The organism is Flavivirga rizhaonensis (assembly GCF_004791695.1).
Classification (GTDB): Bacteria; Bacteroidota; Bacteroidia; order Flavobacteriales; family Flavobacteriaceae; genus Flavivirga; species Flavivirga rizhaonensis.
The window spans coordinates 1-22769 of record NZ_SRSO01000030.1 but is presented as its reverse complement, the minus strand read 5'-3'; the positions used below and the strand labels follow the sequence as shown (position 1 = coordinate 22769).

Sequence of the window (22769 nt, the reverse complement as noted above, 5' to 3'; positions counted from 1 at the left end):
TTTAATGTTTTAACCACGAACGTTCTATGTCCTCAATTGTACGTCCTTTAGTTTCTGGCATAAGGAATTTAACTACTAGCAATAACAACACTAATTCTGCCGCAAAAAAGAAGTAGATAACTCCTGGCGATGTTGCCGCTTCCATTATTGGGAACACTTGCGCTACTAAAGCACTTGTAATCCAAATAAAAACAGTAGCTAGAGCAATAGCTTTTCCTCGAACTTGGTTGGGGAAAATCTCTGATACAATTACAAACTTTACGGGACCAATAGCGCAAGCAAAAAATGCTACAAATGCATTAATAGCAATTACAATTGGCCAACCCATAACGCCATTCATAAATAATAAACCAATGACAATATGACTAAAAAACGCTCCTATAGCACCAAAAGCCAAAAGTTTTCTTCGTCCAACAGAATCTACAAAGGCTAATGCAAACAGAGTAGCAACAAAATTTACTAATGCAATACTGGCGAAACCACCTAAAGAACCGCCTAAATCGAAACCTGCATCCTCAAAAATCTGCGGACCATAATAAAATATTACGGAAACACCACATGCCTCTGAAAGCACACAAATTAAAACAGCCAATATTAAGGGTTTGCGTAACTTATTTCTAAAAAGATCAGAAAATTTGACGGATTGTTCTACCGTTAATGTATCTGCTATTTCATCTCTTATTTCTTTGGCTCTTGTATTTCCATTAATTCTGGCAAGAATTCTTTCAGCTTCATCCGCCTTATTTCGCTTTACCAACCATCTAGGGCTTTCAGGAATAAAAAATGCACACACCAAAAAAAGAACTCCTGGTATGGCCTCTGCCATAAACATAGCACGCCAATTTTCATCTACAGCAAACCATTTCCAAAATGGAGATAGTGTACTAACACCAGTGTTGCTTGTGGCGAAGTTAAAAATACCCCAATTTGTAAATACACATAATACGATACCAACGGTTATGGTTAACTGAAATAAAGTAACCATTCGGCCACGGAACTTCTCTGGAGATACTTCTGAGATATACAAAGGACAAACCATGGTAGCCGCTCCGATACCAAAACCTCCTAACAATCTTGCAAATATTAAATTGGTAGGATTTGGAGCAAACCCACTCCATGTTGCAGAAAGAAAAATAAGAATGGACGAAATCATCAAAGTTTTTTTTCGACCAAATGCATCTGAAATAGGACCTGCAACACCAGAACCTATAGCGCATCCCCAAAGTACACAGCTAACATAAAACCCCAATTGAGCGTTAGTAAACGAAAATTGCTCAACAACCTGAGAATTTGTTCCTGAAACTACTACGGCATCATAGCCAAAAAGCAAGCCTCCACAGGCTGCTACAATACATATAAAATATAAGTATGCATTAGCTCCTCCCGCATCTTTTTTTGTAAAAATTTTACTCATATTTAAAATTTAGATTATGTAATTAGTATTTACTATCTATTTGCATTATCCTAAACACCACTAAACCTATATAAATATTCCATACTGTAAATGATAAATATTTAAAATTAAAATACCGCAATCTTATATGACACAAAACCACGGTATTAAATGTCTAGAAATTGAGATTAAGAATTCTCAACTTAATTTAGTTTAGTTTGAATAACAAATGTATTAAAAGTTCCTTCCTAATAATTGATCTATAATATCTACAAATTGCTTTAATCTATCTTAAAAAATCACTTAAACTCATTATTTTAGAATAATTAAGATAACACAATACTTTTCTATTTATTTCTTAAACTCATAACTAAAACTCCAATTGAAAGACTCTCCCCTTGAAATATCAATAAAAACCATTGGTTCTGGACAATATGCAATTTTCCAAGCGTAAAGGTAAAAGAACCCCGGTGCAACATCATAGCTTACAAGTGTGGTTGTTTTACTTTTAGAATTAAACAGTGTAAATGTTTTAGCATCTTTTGTCTTTATACTTCCTTGAACTACGGCAGAATCCTTTAGAGTACCTTTAATTTTTAATTCATTTTGAGTGAAATATGCTTTTGATCCAAAGTCTGACTCAGGTTCAATAGAATTTGGAAAACTCAATTTGTAATGACTTCCTATGGCATCATTATCAAATTTGAAATAATTATGGCAATACGGATTGGTTTCAATTGTTTTACTCCCTGTATTTTTTAGCGAATGGGATACTGTTATTTCTGGAGCATCTGGGTTAAGAATTATGGTTTTTGTGTATTCATAAGCATATCCAAAATCTGTGCTTAGTTTTTGCGTAAAACGTATGCTATCTTTGTGGTGTTCTATTTCCCATTCCGCAGATTTTATCAATTTATAACGATAGTCCCAATGGTAAGGATCGTTTGTTAATTTTTCCAATACGCCAACACCAACTTTCACAAAGGGCTCGCCTATTTTTGCCTCGTCATAGCCAAGTGGATCTCTAAACTCTTCGGCTGTACCAGTAGCTAATCCAGGGTTTGTTGGGTCATGACTTGTGTTTGGGTATTCAAAATCATTGTCTTCCAAATTCTTAAAATAGGTGTGATGATCATATGTTACCTGTGCAATAATACCTGACCAATCGAACCTCACACCACGATAGTAGCCTTTATCCTTATCTGGAAGTAAAATTGTGACTTCTAGTGCATCGTTTTTTAAAGTAGCGTAAGGGTATTTAGGAGATACTGTATTCTGAATATGATTTGTATTTATTGTGTTTACAATAAAAAATAACATTATTAAAGTGTTATAAAAATTCATACGCTATTGAAATGTAAAATTATAAGTTAAAGATAATAAAGGACTATTTAAAGCAGAAAGTTGAAACGAACCTAAAGGGCTATCTTGAAAAATGACTCTATTTAATCTTTCTTCTGTACGTTGTGTATAATAAATATTAAATGGGTTTTTTCTACTATAAATATTATAAATAGTAAAAGTCCAATCATTTTTCCATCTTTTATTCTTTTTGCTACCACTAAAGTGAACATTCCAAGAAAGGTCTAAACGATGATATATAGGAAGACGTGCATTGTTTCTATCTATAAATATTGGAACCTCTAAATCATCTACTTTAACAACTGCATTTGCAACTGTGTAAGGTCTACCTGTTTGTCCTGTGAAATTAAAACTAAAGGTATTATATTTATCACCTTCTAAATTAATAGTAGCATTGACAACATGAGTTCTATCAAAATCAGATGGATACCAATTATTGTTATTTACTCGATCGGCCAGATTTTCGTTGTAAGATTTTAATCGACTTTTAGCCCATGTATAATTAATCCAACCATTAACATCTCCTTTTGGTTTTTTAAGACTAAACTCGACACCATAAGCCTTACCTATACCCTGAACAACATCTCGCTCTAAATATTCTTGAAGAAAAAAATCTGCACCAGGTTTGTAACTCAATACATTTTTAGTGTCTCTATAATAGCCTTCTAACCCCATGGTTAGCATTTTATCATCTTCTCTGAAATTATGATAAAAACCTAAGCCATAAGTTTCTCCTCTTTGTGGTTTTATATTGGTGTCTGACATTTTCCAGCGCGATGTAGGGATAGGTGTTGTACTGTTGTACACATTTTGAAGGTACTGGTTTATTATAGCATAACTGGCTTTAACAGATGTTTTTTTATTTAACTTGTATGAAAGTCCTAATCTGGGCTCAAAATCGTTGTAAGATTTTACTAAATCTCCTTTTTTAAATTCTTTAGTATCTGAAATGGTTTCTCCTGTTTCATCAAAACTTGCCAGAGTATATGGCCCTACTAACCTAAAATGATTATAACGTAATCCTGCTGATAAAGATAGTTTGTCTGTTGGAGACCAATTGGCATTTAAGTATCCTGATAACTCATAACTGGTTTCAGAATTTAACGATACTGGAAGTACACTATCTGCACTACCTGGATTTAAATTCCCTGGCTCAATTTTGTATTTATTAACCTGTATTCCAGCATAATAATCAAATTCATTATTGACATTCTTTTTTAATTCTGATATAAGGCTTAAATAATTTATTCTAGATTGAAATCTGATTTCATTATTATTCCCAAATTCGGGAAAGATAATCTGCGGTGTGTATTTACTGCTTACTAAAATTGTTTTTAAACTCGTTTTATTATTAAATGCATGTTGCCAATTAAGTGTGCCATTTAGCATTCCAAAATCATACTGATTACTTTTTGCATTTACATTTTGTACTTTGGTTATTAAATCTAATTGATAAAAGTCCTTACTATAAAATCCTGTAAAGGTTAATTGGTCTTTATTGGTTGGTAAATACATTAATTTTACGGTAGCATCACCAAACTTAGCCTTTGTATTTTTCAATCTTTCAGAAAAAACAGGTAGTAAAAAATCTGTTAAACCAGCTCTAACACCAGCAACAACTGTTAATTTATCTTTTATTAATGGTGTTTCGACAGTTAAGCGGGTAGACACTAAACCTATACCACCACTTAACTTAAATTTATCTATGTAAGGGTTTCTCACTTTAACATCTAAAACTGAAGCCACTCTACCTCCATATCTGGAAGGAATATTTGCTCTATATAAATCTATAGATGATAGTACATCTGGCGTAAAAACTGAAAAAAGACCAAATAAATGTGTTGGGTTAAATACTGGCGCATAATCGTATAAAATGAGGTTTTGATCTAACGATCCTCCCCTAACGGAAAGCCCATTACTTACATCGCCTGCATTATTAACTCCTGCTAATAAAGTAACACCTTTTAATACATCAATCTCTCCCAATGCTGAAGGTAATTTTTTAATTTCTTCTGCTTCTAATTGTATCGCCCCCATTTGAGGCCTATCTATATTATCATTTGCTTTTTTAGCTCTTAGTATTATTTTAGACAATTGCTCCTGGGCTTCTTCCAAAGCTACTTCTATAAGTATATTCTTATCTAATAAAATCTTTTGATTATGCGATTTAAATCCTATATAAGTGATGCTTAAATTGTATTCCCCTTTGGGTAAATTTATTGCAAAAGAACCATCTATATTGGTAACTCCTCCACAATTACACGGCGTTATATAAATCTGGGTATCCTCCAAATTTTCATTGGTATTTTGATTTTTAACTTTAAAGGACAATTCATACGTATCAGATTGAGCTTTAGCGCTATGAATTAGTAAAATTGATAAAAGAATAAGTAAAAATATTTTCATAAAATGTAACCTTAACTAGTTGTAATTAATCTATCCACCCCTCTGGTCTTATCCCTGTTCTAAATCTAGATTCTTCACATGACACACTTGTAATTGGGTTACAACGATCTGGTGGTGGTACTAATTCACATTCTGATGGGAGACAAATATCTCTACAACGCTCATAAAAAACAGAGCCTCTATCGCGCAATACTGGTGTATCTTCAATTTGTGACCTATCAATAAAAACGGATTTCACAACCGCTGATGCCGCAGTAAACCTGCCTAAAACAAACTCGTTACTATCATTAGGGTTGAACATATTCCCAATAAGTGCCGCTGGAGGTGGTGCATTAAAACCCCCGTTATTATCTACAATATCTTTTAAAACTTTATAATATTTATATGCAGAAGGAGATAGCGAAAATTGTTGCATTTCCACTACAATATTATTTTTAGTATATAATATGACGTTGCCTACAGGCAAACCTTGTACTAATACGCCATTTGTAAAATCATCAGAAAAAATTGTTATGTCTTCATTGTACCGTATTTCCCAACAATCCGTATCACAACCATATGACATCAACTTATTTTTAAGTAGAGATACGGGACTAGCAACACATTTTCCATCTCTAAAAATACGTTCGGGACATTGTTCGCAAAACTCGAGTTTCTCAAACGAACGAAATTTCCAGAAATAATAATTCTTGTCAGCACCAGGATCATCAAGGTCTAAAGAAACAAAATGGCCTGGCAGGAAAGCTTTTTCGCTTTCTCGGTATAATAACTCACTATTATAAGTGGCTTTTAAATTTGAAAAACCTACTGGTGCTATTATGGTTTCTGGTTTAGATTTATATACTCTACCATCCGAAAACTTAATTGAGAGTTCCCATATTTCATCAACTGAAGCGAAAAAATCATTTGGGGGCACATAAACTTTATCAGACTCTGTTAAGAAAACTTCATTATTTGTTTCAACATTCCTGTATGATACAGTTGCATTTTTAACAAACAAATCAACCAAATTCCCTGACAAAAAGGAGGTTTCTGTTATTAGAACGTATGATCCACCAACTGCAGTTGAAACATATGCATCTACATATACCAATCCTTCTTTATACTCATACTCTGGAACAACAGGATCTGTACAACTGGTATGTAATGTTAAACTTAAAAAAGACAGAAACACAAAAAGACACTTTATTTTACGAAACATATTAGGCTATTTTTCAGCATGTTAAAGTTAGAGTAATCTTAATACAATTAGCATGGTATAATGCTACAGAAAAGGATGGTATAATGCATGTTAATATATAAACCGCCTCTCTTTTTTGCTTCTTTTAGAGAAACCTAAATAATATAAAAACTCGCAATACTTAAAAACACTCCGCTAGTTTTGGAATTTATTTAATTATTATTGTTTTTGAAATATTCCTGGCTTTTATAATGTAAAGCCCTGAGGTTAAATTTGATGATAACCTAATGGTTGTTATATTATTGGTTTCATCAAACGATTTATTTAAAACATTAATAAGACGCCCTTGAATATCGAATAACATAATGTCATCCATCTCGCTGGTATTTGAAATATACAACTCGTTATTTTCTATTGGATTAGGATAAAAAACCATATCTTTAACTTCTTCAGTATGCTCATTTTTAGAGAAATAAGGTAAAGCGTAGTTAAATGCATTAATTCCTATTTTCTCGCCTATTAAACGCCCAGGTAAATCATCCGCTGGAGGATGAATGCCTCCCCAAATCCTTGACAAACTTGTCTGATCTGAGGCATCTCTGTAAGTTGCCCACTGTAATCTTACATCAACCGACGGACCTTTTTCAAATACCAAAAATTCATCTTTTTTTGCCACAAACTCGCCCATACCGCCTGGGAAAAATTCGTCTCCAGTTAGTAGAGTCAGCACCTCGGCCGCTGCTCTAGAAAATGTGGAATGGCCCGAAATATAACCCGCAAACGGGGGCGTAACAAAAGAAGGGCGTTGGTAAGGCCACCAATTTTTTGCTAAAATCCAACCTACGCCAGCAACATCGGTTTCAGAATTTTGAATAAATTCATGACCTTTCCATGCCAATACCTTAATTTTATTTATGTTTTCGTTATTTTTTCCAGCTAATATGTCGCCTTCTTTTACCAACTCGATATAGCCGTTTATTAATGGTAAACCTCCAATATGATAATTTGGCAAGCTTTGATCTGTACTTTGCCCTAATTCTGCCATATATCTTATTGCAGAAATAGGCCTTACATAATCATGCCATCCTTTTATACTCCATGCAGTTACGGCGGCATCATGCATGGCACCACCCAGAATAAAATAAGCTTTCACATCCCATTCTAAAGCGTCAAGAGATGCTCCTTCACCATTGAATTTCTTTTCAAAAAGCGGATGGTCGTTCACGTAATTTAGAATGGTAAACCAATGCCCTGGGGGGGTTTCAGAATCTGGACCATCTGCCCAAAACTCTGCCAGTACCCTTGCATAATCAGCTCTAGGAACCATTTGGGTTTCGTAAGGTTGACCCGTTACTGGATTAAGTTGGTGTCCCTTACTAATATCGCCACCATCAATTAGATTGTAAAACGTATGATGATCAGAAAATGATTCTGGAATTGATTCGATATCAATGTTACCAATAGATTTTGGGGAAATATCCCACATAATAGCATCGGAAGGATCTAAATGTGAGCTCCAAACAGATACAAGAGAAAAATTCCATTTATATAAATCACTAGATGTTGTGTGCTCTGAAATACTTAAATAAGGTGGGGTTCCAGGATCTGAATAGACATTATAATCGTTACCATCTCTTTGGTGTGCAATCTTATCACTTTTTTCTAGTGCGAATGGGAAAACATTACCCCATTCAGGACCCAAAAAATCTGGTGTAGAACCCGCTATTAAATTACCACTTTGATCTATAAATGTATTGAAACTTAGTGGTTGCCATCGATTAGGATCAATTATTCCTATTGGTTCTTCAGGTACTGACAGTTTAAGAGGAGGATTGAGGGGTTTATAAATTAAATTATTATATTGATCGCTTTCGTTTGAACCATCCATATTACCATAATCAATTATGGTTTTGGCAATAAAATTCCCTAAGGCTTCTGCACTTCCGTTTGAATAATCTATACTATCATAACTAGTATCATATCCTAATTGTTGCATTATTAAATCGAATCGTTCTAAGGTTTCTTGAGCTCCTGGAGAGTTCTTGAAACGTTGTGACAATAATCGATAAGCGGCATAACTTATAGCTTTTCGTTGTGCCACTTCTGTTCTTTCAGTTGTTGAAAACCCTTTAAAACTTCTTAAAAACCCATTTACCTGTTTCCCAATAAGATACGTTTTGGCATTATCACTTATAATAGCCCACGCATCATAGAGCGCTATGGATGTATGGAACAAATTTCGGGCATGAACGGTTGGTCTTGCAAAGTCATTTCTAATGGCCTCAAGCAAAGCTTCATTCCATATTCTTGCAATAGATACATGATCTGGTGCATTATTAACATTCAAAGGCACCTCAAGTTCTTGGGGCTCACTAATGCATCCAGTACCGACTTCAATAACCGTTATTTTTCCTGAAGATTCTAATCCCCATTGTACAGTAATTTGTGCTGTTCCATGACCATCAATAATATGCCCGCCTTCTACAGACCAATTAGCTGATCCAGTAGCAGAAATTGGATATGTGTATGTCTCTATTTTATTTATACCTGAACTTGATGGTCCTTCGATTGGTTTCGTTTCAATGTAAGTACATGTTGAACCATCATTAAAAGTAGCATCTGGATTGTAACTACACGACTTTGGATCTGTACACCCAAATATTTTAGCACTTGGCATAATATTTAAAACTTCATAACCCTGTCCTTCAATAACTTTGATAAATGTGTTGGAATTTAAATTTGGATATGTTTCAATTAATCCAGAAGGCCATTTTATTTTAAGTTCCAAAACTTGTGTTGCATTACCTAAACCAAAATGTACTGGTTGTAAGTTTTGTGATAAAAAGCCAACCCCTGAATAGTATCTATTATAAACGCCACTAGACGTAGAAACGGTAACTGTTGAACCAATAGCATCTCGATTGGAAACCGTACCTTGAAGCTGCACGCGTAGCCAATTTAAATTATCAGGTTGACCAGTATCTATTAATTTATTTTCATAAAAAAATGAAGGTTGCTTTTGATTGGTTACGAAAATATCCAGATCACCATCATTATCATAGTCAAAATCAGTAGCTTCGGTGCTTCTTGTAATTTCAGCTAAACCAGAATTAGCAGAATCATCTACGAACGTGTTATTTCCTTCAATTGTTAAATTTTTATAATAAGTATTAGGTTGTGCTTCAACAAAATAATAGCCATTGGCAACAAAAAGGTCTTCATCTCCATCCAAATCAAAGTCTGAGAAATTACTTCCCCATGACCAACCAGATTTCATTATATTTTTTTGAGGAGATACCATGGTAAACATACCATTACCATCATTTTCGAATAAACTATTTTCGTCAACTCCAGATGTAAACACATCAAAATCGCCATCATTTTCATAATCACTAATAGCTATGCTCATATCATTAACATTTGCTCGACTTCCCAATGCAAAGGCATCAGCTTGATCAATAAATGATTCACCATTTTGGTTTATGAATAAATAATTTACATCAGAAAGATCGTTTGACACATACATATCCAGATAGCCATCATCATTAAAATCAAAAGGTACCATCATGTAACTTCGTCTGGCCAAATCTAATTTTAGTCCTGTATTTATGGTAACGTCAGTAAACGTTCCGTTGCCATTATTTCGGTATAAGGTATTATTATAACATAAGCCCCAACTGTTAATATATAAATCTAAATAACCATCGTTGTCAAAATCAAACCAAGTCGCTCCTGTATTATTGCAACCGTTATTTTGAACAATTCCAGAAGATTGCGTAACATCTGTAAAAGTACCATTGCCATTATTTGTAAATAACTGAACTTTATGCGCATAGGTAAAGAAAATATCGGGGTAGCCATCATTATTATAATCTCCCCAAGACACCGAATACTTAAAACCGTCTAGACCAAAAAAATCTATACCATCGTCAACATCTTCTACAAACAAATTGGTTAAACCAGATTGAACAGTTACATCGGTAAATCGTCCATTATTTTCATTACGAAAAAGCCTACTGAATGATCTTTCAAAACCCTCTCTTTCTTGCCTTTTAGCAACTACAAAAATATCTAAATCGTTATCATTGTCATAGTCTGCTACGGCAACTCCATTATTATCTTCCAGGATATTTAAGCCTGTATAGACTTCTGCTCGAACAAAGTTTTGAGAAAAAACTGTGGGTGAACAAATACTCGTGACAAAAAATGCGAATAAGTATACTTTTTCAAACATGGCAAGTAATCGATTAAAGAATGTTGCTAAGAAACCAGATATTGTTTATACTATCTAATTCTACAACTTTCTCTTATTCCTGAGAAAAATTGTATACGCTAAAAATACACTTATCCAAAAAAATGATTTACAACAAATGGTTTAAATTATAATATATATGGTATATTTTGAATATTATAGACACTTTACTAATTACTATGACCAAACATATAAAATTAGTAAATCTAATAAAAAGATGATGGCTTGTTAAGACCTAAAAAAAAGGGTTATCATAACCAAATTTTTCTCATTGTTACTGCCTTATACCTTTTTGATATAACTTAAACTTTTGAGCGTTCTCCTGTATACAATGCTACTAATACATTGAGATTAGGTATCTAAAAAGAGAACCCTAAGTATTAACCAGTAATGTGTTTAAAAAATAATTAAAAATCTATTGCATTACTAAATCGGTCTTTATAAATATTCTTTATTTTTTAGATAATAGGTTAAGCCATTTTTTAAAATATCCTTTTTAAAACTTTTATCTATTGGTAAATTAGCTTTTAAGTCTAACTTTTGAGCATAAAAAATTTGTGACGAAATGCCTATTATGATGATTTTTTTATCTTTTTAATTTTTATATTTTTGAATGTATAATAGTAACGAGTCTTTTTTATGACTATTCCTTATTAGTGAAATGTTAAAATTTTATTTTATCTACATATCGTTCAAATAAATATCATTATCGAAATCTTTAAAATTTATTTTTTTAATTTAATTTCAATGACTCCATTTCCTCCTCTAACACCATAAAAAGACATTTCGCTCCCTTTTAAAACACGAATAGATTGTATTTGATTAGGTTGCACTCTATTATAAATACTTCTTATACCATTTCCAATAACTATTCCATCAATTACAAAAAGAGGCTCCGAATTACCATTAATGGTATTTGTTCCTCTTATTTGAATTGTAGCATTTTCATCATTGCCAGAAATATTTACACCAGAGACTTTACTTAACATATCAATAATAGTTAAGGTATTAGTATCCAATTCATCAGGCTTTACTTCATTTGAAGCTGTTTTATTGCTATTCTTAACTGCTTTTTGAGACGGCGCACATTGAAATAAAAAGCCAGCAACGAATAATAAAAAAAGTAAAAAAACAGATTGGGTTCTTTTTTTCATGTTACGATGTAGTAATACCAATTCTCATTTGGAATAAACTTAACTTTATGATTATATTTTCTCTATTAACAAATTGTCTAATATTTCGGATAATTCTGGGTCTGATGGTAGAGGTGCATTTACTGTAACAATTTTTCCTTCTGGGTCAAATAACATAAATCTTGGCACACCATCAATATCATAGTCTGTCATCACAGAAGCTTTCCAAGCACCTTCTGCTAGTAATTGAATTCCTCCCAACTGTTTATCTGCAACAAATTTTTTCCAAGCCTCTTTATCAGAATCTATAGAAATACTTACAAAAGCAATATTTTTATCATGATATTGTTTTTCGATTTTTTCAAGAAAAGGAATTTGCCGCTTGCAAGGCCCACACCACGTAGCCCACATGTCTATATACACATATGTACCTTTTAAGTCATCTAGAGATGTCGTACCTCCTTTAAAATTTTCATAACTAAAAGAAGGTGCTTTTTGTCCTTTTGTTAATCTTTTAGCAATGTTGTACTTCTCAATAACTTCAACTCGGGTTATAGAGTCTGTAACCATTTCCATAATACCAGTATTCAAAGCCTCAATATTTTCAATAGTTGGGTTCATAAATTTTTTCATATCTGAAGCTAGACCGTTCTTAATATTCTCACTTTTAAGAGATTTAATAGCACTAAAAACTTTGGCGATTGTGTCTTTATGGTCTAAATCGGTTACTTGTGGATAAAAGTCATAGTTTAAAAAATTTCTAAGAGATAATAAACGATAAGCACCCGAAAAACCATAATCTAAAGCATTGTCATAGTCGATAGTATTTAAAATATCTGTGATTTTAGCAGATGGCTTAAATGTTTTATTATCTGTAAAAGCTCTATGATAAGATTCATAAGAGTATAACTTGTACAGGTAGTCATATTCTAGATTTTTCAGTTCGCTTTCGTAAAACTTAGGATGTGTTTGTTTTAAAGATGCTAGTAGTTTTTGAAGTTCAGATTTCATATTCGAAAACAAGGCGATATATTTGGTTTCATCAAGTTTGGCATATTCAGACCTCTTTGGTATCAATTCTTTTTCCTTGAGGCGTTTTGCCACTAAATAATTATTAATTACCGCACCATTTCCGCTATATTTTTGTGTTTCTCTAGGTCTTTTAGCATCAAAACTTACATTAAGGTTGTTTCCAGGTTCTATATATATATACTCATTAAAGAATATATAATGACCTGGGGTTTTTAAATAGATCGTATCAGAGAAAATACCATTTTGATCAACTTCTATTTCTTTTAAATAATTAGCAGTTTCTGTTTTAGATACTCCATAAATTGTTATTTTGGTATTATCACTATTTTTGACATTCCCAGATAAAATGGCATAATCAATAGTTTTTTGATTGCATGACGTTAGCAATGCTACTAAAATCATTATATTAAAAGTCATCGTTATTGTAACGAGATTTTGTGATATTTTACGTTTCTTATAAAGAGTCATATTTAAAATTATTTAGTATTTTATTAAATTTAGATATACCAGATACCTATAGATATTTATTAAGTATAAATCAACTAAAAAAAGGAGTGATGAAAACTATTACCACCCCTTTCTCAAACTAATTCAAATAATTATTTCTTTAATTATGTTTTCTATAGTAAAGATTTAATGATTTTATAATTAAAAAACACAATAATTAAAATTTTCTGTTTCATCTATAGTGGAGATATTCTGATCACTATAAGCAACTTCTAAAACAATATCACCAGCGGGTGTTAAAACTTCATAGCTTACCTCATCCGTCCACCTTTCTCCATTACTATTGAATACTACGGATATTTCAGTCGCTCCAGCGATTACATCAAATGTATCTTCAACTGTATCCTTTCCAGCACTTTGAGGTACAGAGTAATCTGTAGATACGCCATCAACCATTATCGTTACAGCCGCAACATTCCAACCATCTCCATAACTATCTCGCATTCTTATAGTCCATGTACCAGAAGCGGGAGGTTGTTGTGGGCAAAAAAGTTTAACATTTACGGTAGCTGGTTGTACAGTAAAATCATCATCAATCAAGTTTAGCACTAAAGTCTCACCAGATAACTCAAGATCATCAGTTACAATAATATCGAAACTTCCAGTTGTTTGATTTGCTGGAATAGTAATTGAATTAGGTATTGTGTATGACGATGGTGTTATGTTAGAAGCATCAGTATCCACTTGAATAGCATGCACTCTTTCTGAACTTGAGGCTATTGAAGCCGCTACAGATATACTCTGTGTAGAAGAACTACCAAGAGTTACTGTTAAGTTATAGTTGTCTTTATCAAAAGAAGCAAAACTAAATGTGGTATTAGTAAAATCCTGCTCATCTTCACATGATAGAATCAATGACAAAGTCATTAGAAAAAACAATATTTTTTTCATGATTTTTATTTTTTAATTAGAGTTAATATTTGGATTTCTATCCAATTCTACATCAGGAATAAGCCATGTCCAACGTTCATCACTGGCAGGAACATTCATAACTTTAGCCACGGCAGGATTATGATTGCCTCCAGAACGATCTAGATCTAAATTATTTCGTTTTAAATCTTTAAACCTGTGCCCTTCACCCCAAAGTTCCGCTCTGCGATACATCCATATCTCATCTAACAGGGTTTGACCAGTATTTGTTGAGAGCGTATAGTTAGGATCTCTATTTGAATTTAGGTTAAACAATGTTTGTGCTGCTGCTGTATCATTACCACTACGTTGCTCCGCTTCAGCTTTAATCAACAACATTTCTGCAGCCCGTATGACGGGAATGTCACCCGTTTGATCTCCTACAGTAAGTACTTCTGATTCAAATTTAAACGAATGATATGGCACTACTGTATAACCACTACCTGGAAAAATATCTGGATCTGGAGCATCTTCGCTAAAAATGGTCGACCTAACGTCTGTATCTGGTATAAAATCATATAAAGCTGAGAAGATCACTCTAGGATTAGCACGAACATCACTTGAAACACCGTTCCATGCCATATTTATAAAGAAACTAGCGAAAATATTAGAATCTCTTGCCCCTTCTTCCATATTCCAGCCCCAAATCCACTCATCGTTATTAAAACTATTAAACCCACTTTGGTATGCTGTATTATCCATTAAAGAATAATTAGCTAGAGCGGCAGTAGCCATATTAATAGCCATTTGCCAATCTTCTTGAACAAGCGCTACCCTGGCTTTTAAACTAAGAACAACTGAATTGTTGATATACGATTTATCAATTCTCTCTTCTGAATCGAGTAGGCTCATAGCAGCATCAAGGTCTGAATTGATTAGCTCATATGTTTCAGCTACCGTATTTCTCGGTTGCGTAGATTGTGTAGCTGTTGTATATAGTATTGGACCAAGTTGATTGTTTGCTCCACCAGGCTCGTATCTATCAGCGAATAACTGCACTAAATCAAAATATACAAAAGCTCTTGCAGCCAACGCTTGTCCTTTGATGTTGTCTTTGATTGATTGCGGTCCGCTAGCACCATCGATATTATCGATAATAGAATTCGCTACGTTTAGAATATTATATGCTTCTAACCAGTGATATTCTAATAATCCCGCATCAGAACCTGTAATCATACCCCAATTGTACGCTTCAGTCCATCTTAGCGTTGGAGATGTACCAACAAATGGAATATCCTCTCCCAAAAAATCCATGGTCATCATCATTGTAGGATAGCCACCGTATTCATAAAAACCGTTTTGCGGTGCATTGGTGAAATTATTGGAGACATCGTATAAAGATCGAATTAACCCATTAAGAGCAAACTGTGCATTTTCCGTATTATCAAAAATCACTCCTTGCGCTGGATTATTTTGATTTACGTTGTCTAAAAAATCTTCTGAACAAGAAAACAGTGTGAAGACTAATGCACTAAAGATTATATATTTTATTTTTTTCATAATTTTCATGATTAATTTTTTAAAAACCAATATTTAAGCCTAAACTAATGATTCTTCCAGGTGAGTAGTCTGTTACACTCTGACCTAAGCCAGCACCAGCATTAAGCCCTTTTTGGGCAGAAAAAAATGCCAAATTCTCACCAGTTACATACATATTAAGATTGTTCATGGCTATATTACTCAATATTCTTTTTGGGAATTGATAGTTTAAAGTGATACGTCTAATATTTAGACTTGTACGACTCACTAGATTCCTATTGGAAAACGCTGTCACGTTATTTAGATGATTTGTGTTAAAATCAACACGGGGTACATCTGTTATATCACCTGGCTGTTTCCATGCATTTAAAATATCTACATGTGCAGTTTGCCCTAATCTTGGGTGCAATAGCTCTAGGTAACTAACATTGTTCATATAACCACCAATTTGATATGTTAGTAATGCTGTTAAGCTAAATCTTTTATAAGTAAATGTATTGGTGATGCCTCCAAATATGTCAGGTGTTGCTGTTTTACCCGTACGATAATTTTGCGCATTAGATGCATTAGAGGTTAATGTATCATTAGCTACAATAATATCTCGTGCAGGATCATAATCGTTTGGAGAGCGTAAACCACGATATAACGGATCACCATTAGCAGGATTAACCCCCACAAAGTCTCTTCCATACCATTCAAATAAGTCATGTCCTTCTGTTAAAAGTCTGAAGCCTAAATTTACTGGTTCATCTCTTGAAAGTTCTGTAACCTTAGTACTTGCTGTTGAAGCATTTATATTGACATTCCATGTAAAATCATCGGTTTTAATTATATCAGACTGTAATTGAATTTCTAAACCTTCATTAACAATTTCGCCAATATTTACATTGAGTTCGTTAAATCTAATTCCTAATGAAGGTGCTTGCGGAACTTGAAATATTAAATCTTTTGATGTTTTGTTGTAATATTCAATAGTACCCGAAACTTTGTTACCAAATAACGTAAATTCTACACCTATATCTGTTAATTGTTGACCTTCCCATACCAGTTCACGTCCTCCAGGGTTACCTGGCACATAGCCCAGTAGATTTCCATTATCATTTCTTGAATACGTGGCTTGCGATTCGTAAGCACCAAAGCCAGCTACATTACCTGATGTACCATGTGATGCTCTTAGTTTTAAAAAGTTTATCCAGTCTGCATCATTTAAAAAGCTTTCATTGCTTAAAATCCATCCTAAACCAACGGAATAAAAATCACCCCATCTAGCATCTTCCTCTAAAATGGAGGTACCATCTCTTCTGTAAGATAATGATGCAAAATATTTAGCATCAAACTCATAATTTAATCTAGAAAAATAGCTTTCTAAACTGGTTTCTATGAAACTTGAAGTAACTCTAGACTCATCGTCTATTGCACTAGGATTGAAATTATTAAGTTCAATATTACCATCAAATATCTGATTGGAGCTAGCTGCTGAAAAGCGTTCATTTTGATTGTTTACACTTTCATGACCCAGCAATATATCAAAAGTATGCTTTCCAAATTGTTTATTATATGATAATAATTGATTAAATGTAATTGCTCTTTGTGTAAAATTCCTTCTACTGGCATCTCGTTCTCTAGGGTCTGGATCAAAGAAGAAACTCCTAACATTATTGTTATTTAAATCAACACCTAAACCAGTTCTAAACCTTAAACCTTTTAAAAAGGTTATATCTACATTTGATCGTCCTGAAAGAATTGTAGTGGTATTTAAATTATCGTTCACTACACTCGATTCAATTGGATGGCTACCAACTTGGTATGGCCGATCACCAAAAGCATTAGCATACAGCACATTACCAGTTGCTCCCAATCTATCTTGGCCTATATCATAAACACGGTTACCTAGTTCATCAAGCACAAAACTTCCATCTGCATTATGCATAAATACTGGATAAATTGGCCCAATAAGTCTAGGGAATGAAATTGGATTCCCTCCAAAAGCAGTATTAGTAACACGATCTCCAACACCAATATTATGGCTGGCATTTAAGTTTGCGCTTAACTTTAACCAATTAGTTGCTTGTGAGTTTGTATTGATACGAGCATTAAATCGTTCAAGTTTTGAATTTAATACATACCCTTCATCTTTAGTGTAACTAAATGAAGCAAAATAATCAGATTTATCGTTACCTGCCGAAACATCCATACCATAATTTGTTCTTAAAGCAAGCCCAGTAGTAGCATCCCACCAATCGAAATCATTAAATAATAGTTGCGCATTAGGATTAAAAACTCCTTGATTATTTACTAATTCGTTATCTGGTACATTATACACATTATAACCAAGTTGCGATATCAAGTTATCTGTTGCTAATGCAGCTGCCGTTTGAGAATCATTTGAGGCAGAAAATTGATTTTTTAACCCTTGCCACATTACCTCATAATATTGAGGTTTGTCTAATGTTTTTGCTAAAGATGTTGCCGGTGTTACGACACCTAATTGGCTTCTAAAGTTAAATCTTACCTTTCCTTTTCCTTTTTTAGTTGTAATTAAGACAACACCATTAGCGGCTCTAGCACCATAAAGTGCAGTTGCTGATGCATCCTTTAATACGGATATACTTTCAATATCAGAAGGATCAATTGTACTTAGCGGGTCAAAACTGTTAAAAGTACCACTGGTATCATTAGTAACATCAAAAGGAAAGCCATCTATAACAAATAATGGCCTACTTATAGGCTCAAATGACGAACCCAATCTGGCTGTACCTATACCTCTAATTATAATTTGAGGGGAAGCTCCTGGGCGACCTTCTGCAGTTACCGTTTGCAAACCAGCTACAGTACCTTCGAGCGATTGAGCAAAATTGGTAATGGGTCTTTCTTCAATCTCTTTGGCATTAATAGTTGATACAGAACCTACTAAAGATTTCTTTTTTGAAGTTCCATAGGCAACTACAATGGTTTCTTCTAACGATTCCACACTATCTTCCAGAATAACATTAATAATATTGGAATCACCAATTTTTATAATCTGTACCTTTTTTCCTAGATAAGAAAAGCTAAGTAGTTGCCCTTTACTGACTACAATACTATATCCTCCATCAAAATCTGTCAATGTTCCCTTTGTAGTACCATCAACTATTATAGAAACACCACTAAGAGGCAAACCCCTTTCATCCTTTACTACTCCAGTAATAGGTTCTTGTATGGGAGATTGATTACGTTCCTTTAAGACAATAGTCCTATTTGGTGTTAGTTCATAGTATAAATTACCAAAAGCAAGGCTTTTAACCAATAAATCATGCGCATTTATGAGGCCTTTTTTTAGATAAATTTTAGGCGCATTTTTAAAAGCATCAGATCTATAAACAAATCTGTAATCAGTTTGCGTTTTAATAATTTGAAAAACTTCATCAATTGTGATGGTTTTATCTGAGTCAATATCAATTTTTACATCTTGAGAAAATAGCTCTCCAGAAGAAAGACTGAAAGCTGCAGTGCAAAATAGGAGTATAAAAGTTCTCATAATGAAATTAATAATTTCTTTTCTTTTGAAGAAAAGAAAATAGTTAGTTTTTATTTCCATAAATTTGTTATGTGTTAGTTAATATTTATTGATTAATGCTTACAGAGGGAAATACAGGTTTGTAGTGTGAGAATTCCGAACCTTATTTCCTTCTTTTTATTTTAAAAAGATAGTATTGTTCTTTATTTCATATGTTAAATTGTTAGAGTTAGTTATTATTGTTAGTATGTCTTGAATGCTTTGATCTTTCCCTAAAACACCAGTAAACTTTATTCCTTCTATTTCTGGATCTATAAAAATAGCTTGAGTGTCATACCATCTGGATAATGTTTTCATGATATCTTTAAGTGGCATATTTTTAAAACTGAAAATGCCATTTTTCCAGGCAATAGCTTCAGATACATTAACTTTAGATATCAAAATGTTTGAAGAATTTACATCTATAATGGACTGTAGATTTGGAGTAAGTACTTTTTGATTGGTATAGTTATTTACTAACACACTACCTTCAACTAAAGTTGTGTAAGTAAAATGATCATCTTTATAGGCTTTGATATTGAATTTGGTTCCTAATACTTCAATTTCTTGAGATTTCGAGTGTACTATAAATTTAGAACCTCCATGGTTGGTGCTTGGAGACACTTCAAAATAAGCTTCACCATATAATAATTCAATGCTTCTAGTTTTTCCATCAATAAAATTAACGGGGTATTTTATTTTAGATTCTGAATTTAGCCAAACCTTCGTTCCGTCAGAAAGTTTTACAATATATTGCCCTCCTCTAGGAATAGTTAAGTAGTTATAAGTTGTTTCTTGTTTTTTTGTTGAGATTTTATTATAGACTAATTCCTTACCATTACTAGTTTTGCTATCATCAATATAATTTTCTTCTTTTTCTAAGCTAATATTTGTACCATTCTGTAAAGTTAAAATAGCTTTGTTAGAACCTTTTGTTATGGCTTCCTGAGATATAACTGGAGTAACTGGAGTATCATTACTAATAATTCTATTTGAATTATTAAATAAAAAAGGGGATAATAAAAGCACTAATACTGCTGCCGCTGCCGCATACTTGCTAAATTGTTTTATACGGTGTCTTCGTAAATTTATTTTCAGTTTTTTATTGACTGTTATTTTTGCTTTTTCTAAATCAAACTCATCCATACTTGAAGAAATTAAGTATTCGGTTTTTATAAATTGATTAAAAAGAACCTGATTTTTTTTATTTCGCAACCATAAATCAAGAATGATTAACTCATCTTGATTTGCTTCTTTATTAAGAAACTTAACAATAATTAATTTGATTCTTTTTTGCCCCATTTTATTACACTATTCTATTAACTATGATGAAAAATAATTTGATACCCCTCTATTTTTTTTAAACTTTTTTAGAATAATTAACAATTCATTTATACATTTGATAAGAAACAAACTCAAAACTTGAATTTTCACGAACATAACTATTTATCAAAAAAACTGAAATCTGGAGATAAAAAGGCCTATGATTTTTTAATGGATACCTATTATGGCAAATTATGTTCTTATGCTCGTTCTTTAATCAACGATAAAAATAAGGCAGAGGATATTGTTCAAAATGTAATGGTAACCATATGGGTTAATAGAAAGAAAATTAACTATACATCTTCAGTTAGAAGTTATTTATATAAATCTGTTTATAATGAATTTATAGCTGAATTTAGAAAAAATGTTAAAGTGATTTATTTAGAAAAAAAATATATTGAGGCTATAGATTTAGTTATAGAAAATGAGAGTTTGGACATTGATAGGTTAATGACAATTGTAAATAAAGAAATTAACAATTTACCTACTAAATGTAGAGAGATTTTTATTTTAAATAAGAAAGAGGGGCTTACTCATCAAGAAATTTCTGAACATTTAAATATTTCCATTAAAACAATAGAAGGACATATGACTAGGGCTTTTAAGCTTCTAAACAAAAAATTAGGTGATAAAATCAAGCCTATCTTATTTATCTTATATGACTTTAATAATGTTTTAAAAGCAAAAAGTTTTAACATTTAATTATTTCTACTTTTTATTACTACCTAGGTTTAGTTTTTGTGGGTAGTTCTTTCATAACTACAAGACAAAGGGTTTCTTAAATATCTTATTTGTAAAACTCTCTTAAATATCTAGGGGAAAAAATCAATTTCAAAATAATTTAAAAGCATAAGGCTGAAAACTTATGAGCGGATAATTATCCTTTAAAACGAATTTTGTAAGTGAAATATTTAGTTATTACTTAGGAGCAGTTGAGATTTAGAACGCTGTGTTGCACCGGTAACTTATTTAAGCGGCATTGGCAAAGACATTTATTCAAAAGATGCGATGCAAAAATTATTGTCTTTAGTATATCAAGTTAAAGACCGAAAAGAACAAATTTTGTTAACTATTAAATTTCAAAATCATGAACATTGTTGAACGTTATAAAAAACCAACTCCAAAGTTTTTCAAAACTTTACGAAACATTGGTATCGCTTTAACAACAGCTGGCGGTGCTATTATTGCAGCTCCTATTACAATGCCTGCTCTGGTTGTCACTATTACAACTTACGACAGTTGCAGGAACGGTTACTACTGTCGTTAGTCAAGCAGTGGTAAAAGATGAGGATACATCAGAAATTGGAATAGATGCAACTGACGATAGATCATAATACTAAATCTGCCATTATTGGTGGCACTTTCTTTTCATCAGTAGCTAATATCGGTGTTGAAGACCTCACTACAACAATTGTTTTGGCTATTATTGGTACTGTTGTGAGTTTTGTCGTTTCAGTTATTTTAAAACATTTGTTTCAAAAGTTTAAAACGAAATCTAAAAAGTAAAATAGAAACTACTAACCCAACAACATTAATTTTTTAAAAGAAACTAAAACAAGGAAAGAGAAAGCAGAGAACATCAAGCACGCTAGTACTTATCTTTGTTTTCCCTTTCCTTTTTAACATTATAGTTCAGATAATATTGAAACGAGTGTAATATTTACCCTTATAATTTTAACGAGCGTAATATTTTACTATATTTACTCTTGTTTAATTTACAGATGTAATTGTTACTTTAATTTAAAGATTGAAAAACTTTTAGTAGATACTTCTGCTATTTATTTGAGTAAATACATTATTAAAAATAAAGCAGATTACTATGTAAAATAACGAAACGTTACAGAAAATGAAGATTGAGAAGCATGGGTGCTTTACTTTACATGCATGAGATGATAGAGTTTACTGCAAATAAAGGCTTAAAGCGTTTAAAGGATGTAACAGCACTTATAAAGATGTATGACTGAAGAGGTAAAAGCTACAATACCTAAAGTATATTCTAAAGAACTTATAGAAATCTTATTTAGATTGCCTTATACAAAACGTCAATTTTTAATTGATGCGGAATTAGGTACTCCAAAAACTGTTGGTAATTATCTCATGGAATTAGAACATGCTGATTTTTTAACTTCTGAACCTGAGTTCGAGCTAAGGATTTAGAAAAACAATGCTAATTGTTCAGACTTATATGTTTCAAATTTGATAGCAGGTTTCTTTTCTTGAAAAGAATAAGCAATTAAACTAGCAATCAAGTTGGTAAT

At 32.5% G+C, this 22769-nt stretch carries 15 protein-coding genes and 1 pseudogene; 4 read left to right on the top strand and 12 right to left on the bottom strand.

Going from position 1 to position 22769, the window contains the following annotated elements; all coding sequences use genetic code 11:
* Position 1: 1 nt before the first annotated feature.
* The 11 genes from EM932_RS17420 to EM932_RS17370 all read right to left on the bottom strand — a co-directional run bounded on the left by EM932_RS17420 (position 2) and on the right by EM932_RS17370 (position 20490).
* A complete protein-coding gene (locus EM932_RS17420) occupies positions 2-1414 on the bottom strand; it encodes a sugar porter family MFS transporter (RefSeq protein ID WP_135878485.1) in 1413 nt (470 codons plus the stop codon).
* 330 nt (positions 1415-1744) lie between these two features.
* Positions 1745-2713: a hypothetical protein gene (locus EM932_RS17415; protein ID WP_135878484.1), complete on the bottom strand. Its 969-nt coding sequence runs from the start codon at positions 2711-2713 to the stop codon at positions 1745-1747.
* Positions 2714-2740: 27 nt separating this feature from the next.
* The gene (locus EM932_RS17410) at positions 2741-5161 is read right to left on the bottom strand and encodes a TonB-dependent receptor (RefSeq protein ID WP_135878483.1); all 2421 of its coding nucleotides are present in this window, start codon (positions 5159-5161) and stop codon (positions 2741-2743) included.
* Positions 5162-5186: 25 nt separating this feature from the next.
* Entirely contained in the window at positions 5187-6362 is a 1176-nt protein-coding gene (locus tag EM932_RS17405; protein ID WP_135878482.1) for a DUF4249 domain-containing protein, read from the bottom strand.
* 187 nt (positions 6363-6549) lie between these two features.
* A complete protein-coding gene (locus EM932_RS17400; protein WP_135878481.1) occupies positions 6550-10575 on the bottom strand; it encodes an FG-GAP-like repeat-containing protein in 4026 nt (1341 codons plus the stop codon).
* Between the two features lie 743 nt (positions 10576-11318).
* Positions 11319-11747: a TonB-dependent receptor plug domain-containing protein gene (locus tag EM932_RS17395; protein ID WP_135878480.1), complete on the bottom strand. Its 429-nt coding sequence runs from the start codon at positions 11745-11747 to the stop codon at positions 11319-11321.
* 51 nt (positions 11748-11798) lie between these two features.
* A complete protein-coding gene (locus EM932_RS17390; protein WP_211344316.1) occupies positions 11799-13175 on the bottom strand; it encodes a TlpA family protein disulfide reductase in 1377 nt (458 codons plus the stop codon).
* A gap of 231 nt (positions 13176-13406) precedes the next feature.
* Positions 13407-14156, bottom strand: coding sequence for a DUF1735 domain-containing protein (locus tag EM932_RS17385; RefSeq protein ID WP_135878478.1), 750 nt, complete (start codon positions 14154-14156; stop codon positions 13407-13409).
* A gap of 12 nt (positions 14157-14168) precedes the next feature.
* Positions 14169-15674 carry a RagB/SusD family nutrient uptake outer membrane protein gene (locus EM932_RS17380; protein WP_170179838.1) on the bottom strand — a complete coding sequence of 502 codons (1506 nt, stop codon included), beginning with the start codon at positions 15672-15674 and terminating at the stop codon, positions 14169-14171.
* Positions 15675-15693: 19 nt separating this feature from the next.
* The gene (locus EM932_RS17375; RefSeq protein WP_170179837.1) at positions 15694-19170 is read right to left on the bottom strand and encodes a SusC/RagA family TonB-linked outer membrane protein; all 3477 of its coding nucleotides are present in this window, start codon (positions 19168-19170) and stop codon (positions 15694-15696) included.
* 156 nt (positions 19171-19326) lie between these two features.
* Positions 19327-20490: a FecR family protein gene (locus tag EM932_RS17370; RefSeq protein ID WP_135878475.1), complete on the bottom strand. Its 1164-nt coding sequence runs from the start codon at positions 20488-20490 to the stop codon at positions 19327-19329.
* Positions 20491-20610: 120 nt separating this feature from the next.
* Between EM932_RS17370 and EM932_RS17365 the strand changes: the two genes are divergently transcribed.
* From EM932_RS17365 to EM932_RS21115, 4 genes are all read left to right on the top strand, one after another.
* Entirely contained in the window at positions 20611-21213 is a 603-nt protein-coding gene (locus EM932_RS17365; RefSeq protein ID WP_135878474.1) for an RNA polymerase sigma factor, read from the top strand.
* A 385-nt stretch (positions 21214-21598) separates the two neighbouring features.
* Complete coding sequence (locus EM932_RS17360) at positions 21599-21778, top strand: hypothetical protein (protein ID WP_317129378.1); 180 nt, start codon at positions 21599-21601, stop codon at positions 21776-21778.
* Between the two features lie 44 nt (positions 21779-21822).
* Positions 21823-22017 (top strand): hypothetical protein, encoded by a 195-nt coding sequence (locus tag EM932_RS17355; protein ID WP_246041129.1) that lies wholly within the window; start codon positions 21823-21825, stop codon positions 22015-22017.
* A gap of 450 nt (positions 22018-22467) precedes the next feature.
* A complete protein-coding gene (locus EM932_RS21115) occupies positions 22468-22668 on the top strand; it encodes a hypothetical protein (protein WP_211344315.1) in 201 nt (66 codons plus the stop codon).
* On the opposite strand, the pseudogene EM932_RS21505 reads toward EM932_RS21115, so the two are convergent.
* Positions 22665-22769, bottom strand: a pseudogene (locus tag EM932_RS21505) (IS982 family transposase); the annotation flags it as partial. The gene EM932_RS21115 and the pseudogene EM932_RS21505 overlap by 4 nt on opposite strands.

Bases quoted from the DNA above. Each gene is read 5' to 3' on its own strand.
- EM932_RS17420 (WP_135878485.1), bottom strand. From the start codon at position 1,414: ATGAGTAAAATTTTTACAAAAAAAGATGCGGGAGGAGCTAATGCATAC.
- EM932_RS17415 (WP_135878484.1), bottom strand. From the start codon at position 2,713: ATGTTATTTTTTATTGTAAACACAATAAATACAAATCATATTCAGAAT.
- EM932_RS17410 (WP_135878483.1), bottom strand. From the start codon at position 5,161: ATGAAAATATTTTTACTTATTCTTTTATCAATTTTACTAATTCATAGC.
- EM932_RS17405 (WP_135878482.1), bottom strand. From the start codon at position 6,362: ATGTTTCGTAAAATAAAGTGTCTTTTTGTGTTTCTGTCTTTTTTAAGT.
- EM932_RS17400 (WP_135878481.1), bottom strand. From the start codon at position 10,575: ATGTTTGAAAAAGTATACTTATTCGCATTTTTTGTCACGAGTATTTGT.
- EM932_RS17395 (WP_135878480.1), bottom strand. From the start codon at position 11,747: ATGAAAAAAAGAACCCAATCTGTTTTTTTACTTTTTTTATTATTCGTT.
- EM932_RS17390 (WP_211344316.1), bottom strand. From the start codon at position 13,175: ATGACTTTTAATATAATGATTTTAGTAGCATTGCTAACGTCATGCAAT.
- EM932_RS17385 (WP_135878478.1), bottom strand. From the start codon at position 14,156: ATGAAAAAAATATTGTTTTTTCTAATGACTTTGTCATTGATTCTATCA.
- EM932_RS17380 (WP_170179838.1), bottom strand. From the start codon at position 15,674: ATGAAAAAAATAAAATATATAATCTTTAGTGCATTAGTCTTCACACTG.
- EM932_RS17375 (WP_170179837.1), bottom strand. From the start codon at position 19,170: ATGAGAACTTTTATACTCCTATTTTGCACTGCAGCTTTCAGTCTTTCT.
- EM932_RS17370 (WP_135878475.1), bottom strand. From the start codon at position 20,490: ATGGGGCAAAAAAGAATCAAATTAATTATTGTTAAGTTTCTTAATAAA.
- EM932_RS17360 (WP_317129378.1), top strand. From the start codon at position 21,599: ATGAACATTGTTGAACGTTATAAAAAACCAACTCCAAAGTTTTTCAAA.
- EM932_RS17355 (WP_246041129.1), top strand. From the start codon at position 21,823: ATGCAACTGACGATAGATCATAATACTAAATCTGCCATTATTGGTGGC.
- EM932_RS21115 (WP_211344315.1), top strand. From the start codon at position 22,468: ATGACTGAAGAGGTAAAAGCTACAATACCTAAAGTATATTCTAAAGAA.